The organism is Candidatus Phytoplasma oryzae (assembly GCF_003263355.1).
Taxonomy (GTDB): domain Bacteria; phylum Bacillota_I; class Bacilli_A; order Acholeplasmatales; family Acholeplasmataceae; genus Phytoplasma; species Phytoplasma oryzae_B.
In genome coordinates, this window is record NZ_JHUK01000003.1 from 104,037 (window position 1) to 110,477 (window position 6,441).

The 6,441-nt window shown below is 17.3% G+C and carries 7 protein-coding genes; 1 reads left to right on the forward strand and 6 read right to left on the reverse strand.

Translation table 11 applies throughout. The annotated features are described in order from the left end of the window. Window positions 1–37: 37 nt before the first annotated feature. The 6 genes from truB to DH96_RS01615 all read right to left on the reverse strand — a co-directional run bounded on the left by truB (window position 38) and on the right by DH96_RS01615 (window position 4,997). Window positions 38–898, reverse strand: a complete 861-nt coding sequence (gene truB, locus DH96_RS01590; protein WP_066540613.1) for a tRNA pseudouridine(55) synthase TruB — start codon at window positions 896–898, stop codon at window positions 38–40. 64 nt (window positions 899–962) lie between these two features. Further along, complete coding sequence (trxA, locus tag DH96_RS01595; protein ID WP_066540610.1) at window positions 963–1,259, reverse strand: thioredoxin; 297 nt, start codon at window positions 1,257–1,259, stop codon at window positions 963–965. 280 nt (window positions 1,260–1,539) lie between these two features. After that, window positions 1,540–2,487 (reverse strand): HD domain-containing protein, encoded by a 948-nt coding sequence (locus DH96_RS01600; protein ID WP_066540608.1) that lies wholly within the window; start codon window positions 2,485–2,487, stop codon window positions 1,540–1,542. Window positions 2,488–2,563: 76 nt separating this feature from the next. Then, window positions 2,564–3,316: a tRNA nucleotidyltransferase/poly(A) polymerase-related protein gene (locus DH96_RS01605; protein ID WP_066540607.1), complete on the reverse strand. Its 753-nt coding sequence runs from the start codon at window positions 3,314–3,316 to the stop codon at window positions 2,564–2,566. A 23-nt stretch (window positions 3,317–3,339) separates the two neighbouring features. Continuing rightward, complete coding sequence (locus DH96_RS01610) at window positions 3,340–4,212, reverse strand: DegV family protein (protein ID WP_235590207.1); 873 nt, start codon at window positions 4,210–4,212, stop codon at window positions 3,340–3,342. Between the two features lie 182 nt (window positions 4,213–4,394). After that, a complete protein-coding gene (locus DH96_RS01615) occupies window positions 4,395–4,997 on the reverse strand; it encodes a nitroreductase family protein (protein ID WP_066540606.1) in 603 nt (200 codons plus the stop codon). Between the two features lie 597 nt (window positions 4,998–5,594). Here DH96_RS01615 and DH96_RS01620 point away from each other — a divergent pair. Continuing rightward, window positions 5,595–6,441 (forward strand): hypothetical protein (locus tag DH96_RS01620; RefSeq protein WP_146735085.1); only part of this gene is annotated, 847 nt, incomplete at its 3' end.

Consider the following 6,441-nt stretch of genomic DNA (forward strand, 5'->3'; position numbering starts at 1 on the left):
TTTTTAAATTTAAATAAAAAAATAATAAATTAATAAATTAAAAAAAATATTTAGGACAATACTTATGAGGAGAAATAGGTTCATAATAAGCAATCCATTTTTTATTTTTATCTAATACAATAAAAGGATTATTTGTTATAATTTGTCTTTTATCTAAATAAATACCATTTTTAACTAATTTAACTAAATATTCATTTAAAATAATCTTTTGACAATGATTGAAAAAAATATTTATATTTATTAAATTTTCCCTAGAAATTAATTCTAGAGTTTGAGATCTTTTTAAAGAATAAGGACCTATAGAAATACGAACTAATTTTTTTAAACATCCGTAAGTATTTAATTTTTCAGCTATATCTCTCGCTAAACTTCTTATATAAGTGCCTTTAGAAACTCTTACAAAAAATTTAACTTGATCCGGTTTTAAAAAAGAAATCATTTTTAAATCATAAATATTAACTTTTCGAGAAGGAATACTAATTTGAATTTTTTTTCTAGCTAATTGATACATTTTTTGACCTTTAATTTTGATAGCAGAAAAAAGAGGAGGAACTTGCCAATATTCTTTTTTACGAAAATCATTAAAAATTTTTTGAATTATTTCTGAATTTAAATAAATATCATTTTTATTTTTTTGATCTATTAATCTACCAGTAATATCTAAAGTATCATATTTTTTGTGAAAAAGTATTATTCCTTCATATGTTTTGTCTAAATTCTCAAATAAAAAAGATAATTTAGTAAAATTATTAACCAAAACAATCAAAAGTCCTTCTGCAAAAGGATCTAAAGTTCCTGTATGACCAGCTTTTGTTAAATTAAATTTCTTTTTAATTTGTTGCACAACATCATGCGATGATATACCTTTTTTTTTATAGATTAAAAAAAAACCTTCCATTTAATTAAATTCCTTATTCAGTTTTATTATCATATAATAATAAATTTACAAAAAAATAGTTATCCTATTGAATAAAAATTAATAATTCTTCAAAAGAACAAAAACCTATTTTTCTTTTAATTTCTTTGCCTTTTTTATACAATATCAAAGTTGGAAAACTTTTTATATTATTATCTAAAAGTAAATCTTGATTTAAATCAATATCAATTTTCACTATTTTAATATCTTTTCTTTCTTTTTTTAATTTTTCTAAAATAGGCATTAATCTTTGACAAGGAGCACACCAATTAGCAAAAAAATCAACTAAAACATTTTCTTCCTTATTAATAATATTTTGTAAATCAATTTTACTTATAATCATAATTTATTATAATTTTAAAACTCCTTTGTATTTTTTTATACTATTATATAAATATTATATTTTAAAAAAAAATAAAATATAAAAAATTATTTTAAAATTAATAAAAATTTTTTTAATATCTTAATTTATATTAATTAAATTAAATATATTATTTTAAAATTAAAAATTATTTTATATTATAAAAAATAAAAAAATATTTTCTCTCCAAAAACCTTATAATTAATTTCGATTTATATAAAATAATATTTTTTTATACTTAATTTAAACATTTTAAAAAATTTTATTTAAATAAATTAGGTTTATAAAAACATTTTTTTAATAAAACATTTAAAGGTTCTGTAAAACATCCTTTTTGTGTAACATCTAACATTTCTCCTAAAGAATTAATTTTAGAATCAATATCATCCAAAAACCATAATAAAAGAGCTTCAGCAATTTGAGGTTTTTTAGCAGAACCATATTCTAACAAACCATGATGAGAAATTAATAAATGTTTTAAAAGTAAAATCTCTTCTTTATTGTGATAACCTAAATTCAAAGCTTCTTCATGAATATTATTAACTCCTAAAATCAAATGACCTAATAATATACCTTCTTTATTATATATTTTTTGTTCAAAATTAAACTCCTGTACCTTTGCCATATCATGTAATATAATACCAGCATATAATAAATCAGGATTTAAATAAGAATATTTTTTTAAAAAAAATTGAGCTATTTCTAACATACTTAAAGTATGATAACTTAATCCTCCATAATAAGCATGATGCATTTTAAAAGCAGCAGGTGAAATTAAAAACTTAATCTTATTTTTATTATATAAATTAGCAGTCAGTTTAAATAAAATCTTATTTTTGATAAAAGATAGAAAAATTTCAATTTTTTTCCCTATCAAAGCAAAAGAAATAGGAGAACAAGTAAAAAAATAAGAATAAAATTTAAAAACTTTTTCTAAACTTAAAATATCTTCAATTAAAATATTTTTTTTAGATATGAAGAATTTTTTTTCTTTTTCTATAGAACAAATTACTTCAAAAAAATAAATTCTTTCTTTTAAAATAACTTCTGAAAAATCTTCTATTTTAATATTAATAGTAAATTGTTCAGGTAATAAAAGATCAATATTATAAAAATTATCACCTTTATTGATATGAAAAATTTTACCTATTAAGGAATATTTTTTTCCAATTTTTTTTTTTTCTAAAAAATTTTTTTTTATTTTACACATTATTACACTCTTTTATTTTGTTTTTTATTTTATTAATTTTATTATCTTTTTATTTTATTAATTTTATTAGCAAATTTTAATTAAAATTTTCTAATAAAATAGGAAAATAATTACTAAATTTTTTTAAAAAAAATATAGCATTTGTTTCTTTTAAAGAAATAAAAGTTTTTTCTAAATACTTTTGAGAAAAAACTTTTTTTAATTCTTTTATCATTCTATTATTGTGAATTTTTTTTAATAAATAAATATTTTCTTTTAAAATTCTTTTTGTATTAAATTCAATTTCAAAATTTAATTTAGCTTGCAAATAAAAAATTCTTATCATTCTTACAACATCTTCAGTTAATTTAACATAAGGATCACCAATAGTTTGGATTTTTTTTTCTATTAAATCATGATAACCACCAATAAAATCTATTAATTCTGATTTTTCATTCATCAAAAGACCATTAATAGTAAAATCTCTTCTTAAAATATCTTTTTTTATATCAGAAATAAAAATAACATAAGAAGGATATCTATAATTTAAATAAGGGCCTTCTTTTCTATAAGAAGTAATTTCAAACAAATTATTTTCAAAAAAAACTTTAATTGAACCAAATTTTATACTATTAGATTCTATTAATTGACATTCAAAAATATTTTTCACTTCCTCTACTTTTGCATTAGTTGTAATATCAACATCATAAAAAGGAATATCTAAAAAAAAATCTCTTACAGCGCCTCCTACTAAAAAAGCTTCAAAACCATTTTTTTGTAATATTTTAATTATTTTTTTACCTTTTTCTATTTTTTCATTTTTTTTTATTATATTTTTATTAATAATCATATAAAACTCCTGGTTAAAAAAAATTAATTTTTCAAAATTATCCCTACTCCAATAACATTAGCTCCTAAATGAACTCCGATCGAGGGAGAGATAGGTATTTCGATAATATCATTAATTTGTAATTCTTTTTTCAAAATTAATTGAAATTTATTTTTTAATCCATCATCATGATTAGTAAATAAAATATGAATTAAAAATTTTTTATCTTTAGTATAATTACGAATATTGTTAATAATAGAATAAAAAGCATTATCTAATTTAATTTTTTTATCTATAATCTTAATTTGACCTTGATTATCTAATTGTAAAATAGGCTTAATTCTAAATAAACGACCTAAAAAACCTTTAGTTTTATTTAAACGACCACTTTTTATTAATCTTTTTAAACAACCAACCATAAAAAAAATAGTATTATTTTTTTTAAAAAAATCTAAATATTTTGTAACTTCTTCTACAGAATTTCCTTTTGAAAACAAACGCTCTGATTCTAAAGCGAAAAAACCTTCTGAAAATGAAATAGTATTAGTATCATAAGGAATAACTTTAATTTTTTCTTTAACCATTTTTTGAGCTTGAATAATAGTATTATAAGTACCACTTAGTTTTTTTGAAAGAGTAGGAATAAAAACTTTTTCATATTTTTGGGATATTTTCTCAAAATAATTAACTAAATCTCCAAGAGAAGGTTGGGAAGTTTTAACTGATATTTTAGAATTATTATTTAATTTATTATAAAAATCTAAAGCTGTTATATCTTGTCCATCGATATATTCTTTATTATCGATTAAAATTTTAATTCTTATTAAATCAATATTTTTAGGTTTATCATGATAATAATCTAAGCAACTTGTGGATATAGCTGTTACTTTTATCATTTTTTTATCAAATTTATTCATTTCTATTTTACCTATCTATAAATTTATCATAATATGTTTTTTTGTCTAATGAATTTATTAATGTCAAACATATATAAATTTTATAAAAAAAAGTTATTAAATCATAAACTAAAAAAAAATTTAAAATAAAAAAATAAAATAACTATATTATTTCTTATATTTGATAATTAACAAAAATAATATTATAAAAATTTTACAAATTCTTCAGGTTTTAATTTAATTTTTTTTTTTATATCTTCTTTCGCTTTTTTTTTTTTACCTATCGCTATTAAAATAATAGGTTGATATTCTGAAGGAATTTGAAATAAACTATTTAATTTATTAAAATAACAACCTCCGATATAACAACAATTATAACCAAATTTTTGTGAAACTAAAACAAAATGTAGAGAAATAATACCTATTTCTAAAAAAAGTTCATTTTTAAAAATATTTTTATCTAAAGAATTATAATATTTTTGGATTTGATTTAAAATATTTTTTTTTTGTTGCATTGTTATTTCATTGTTTTTTAATTTATTTTTATAAATCTTAGAACTAAAATCTACTTTATTCAACTTGCCACAAAGTAAAACCATTGCTGAACTAGTCTCTAATTGTTCTTGATTACCTATTAAACATTTTTTTAATTTTTGTTTATTAAATTCACTTTCAAAAACAAAAAAAAACCAAGGTTGTAAATCAAAAGAGGAAGGTGTAAATCTAACTTCTTCAAAAATCTTATCCCAAATATATTCAGGTATTTTATGTCCTTTTTGAAAAGATCTTATTGTTCTAATTTTCATATAATAAAATTTTTCCTCATATTTTCCACTTTTTTCACAAAAAAATTAATAAAATTAATAGATTAATTTTAATAAAAAACATAAGATATAATAATTAAATAAAAATACTAATTATAATTATATATGTATTATTGCAAAAAATAAAATAAGAAAAATAAATATAAAATAAATTAAGTTTTTTATTATTGTATATTTTTTATTATAAATATTGAAATAAAAAAACATTCATCCCGATATATATAATTAAAATATCATAAATTATTATACTTACTAAAATACTTATTAAAACTATATATGAAAATAGTTTGTTTTTTAAATTAATTTACGAAAAAATAAAATTAGATAAATATTATTATTAATTATTGATAATTTTAATTATTATTATTAATATGTTAAAATAATCAAAAAAATGTTATAATTACTAATAATAATTTAATTATAATTAATAATTATATAAATTTTTTTAATTAATAAGAAAAAAAATTAATTAAAAAAAATATAGAAAATTATATTTAATTATTGAAATTTTATTTAAAACAATATTGTTTTATTGTTATATTCTCATTAGAAAGTTATTTTATTAAAATTTTTTTTAATATGAAAAAAATACGTAATTATTCTATTTTTTTATCTTTTTTAACAATAACATTCTTTTTATTATTAATATTTTTTAATAAAAATAAAAAAAACTTTTATTTAAAAAATAAAATTTCATATTCTCAATTATTAAAAAAAAAAGTTTTAAATGAAGAAAACATAATAAAATATATCCAAGAATCAGATAAAAGTCCTTTTTTAGAAGAACATTTGCTTAAAAAAAGCATTATAAAAAAAATAATAATTCATTTAAAACAATCACTTTTTTTCCAAATGCATAATATTGATGAAAAAATGTTGAAAAAAAAAAATATAATCAAAAATTGTCTATACTATTTATCTCTAAAAATATTTACAAAATATAATTTTTATAATTTTGATATGAGCAAAATAAATGATTTGGAATATATGATAAATTTTTGGGATGAATTTAATATTTTAAATTTTGCTTATATGATAAAATTGCCAAAGGAATCACTAACAAAAAGACCTTTAGCAGCTTTTTTTAAGCAAAAAAAGAATTTTTATCATTTTTTAAGACAATTAGATTTATTGAATGCAAATAATTATTATGAAACAACTTATAAAATAAAAGAAAATATTTCTCCTGAAGAATATTTAGAAATAAATCCTTGGGTAGCAAAAAATGATTTTCAATTAGAAGAAATTGAATTTGTTTATAATAGTTTAATAGAAAGTGCTTTTTATTTTTTTATTTTTTTTAATGAAGATACAACCAAAGAGGATATTTTAGAAATATCAAGAAAAAAACAAATAGAAAACATACAAGCTCAAATTAATAAATTAACTGAAACAAAAAAAGATTATGAAAAACAAATTGCACAAA

What these genes read in the sequence shown, in the direction of transcription:
- truB (WP_066540613.1), bottom strand. Translation starts at nt 898, where the DNA reads ATGGAAGGTTTTTTTTTAATCTATAAAAAAAAAGGTATATCATCGCAT.
- trxA (WP_066540610.1), bottom strand. Translation starts at nt 1,259, where the DNA reads ATGATTATAAGTAAAATTGATTTACAAAATATTATTAATAAGGAAGAA.
- DH96_RS01600 (WP_066540608.1), bottom strand. Translation starts at nt 2,487, where the DNA reads ATGTGTAAAATAAAAAAAAATTTTTTAGAAAAAAAAAAAATTGGAAAA.
- DH96_RS01605 (WP_066540607.1), bottom strand. Translation starts at nt 3,316, where the DNA reads ATGATTATTAATAAAAATATAATAAAAAAAAATGAAAAAATAGAAAAA.
- DH96_RS01610 (WP_235590207.1), bottom strand. Translation starts at nt 4,212, where the DNA reads ATGAATAAATTTGATAAAAAAATGATAAAAGTAACAGCTATATCCACA.
- DH96_RS01615 (WP_066540606.1), bottom strand. Translation starts at nt 4,997, where the DNA reads ATGAAAATTAGAACAATAAGATCTTTTCAAAAAGGACATAAAATACCT.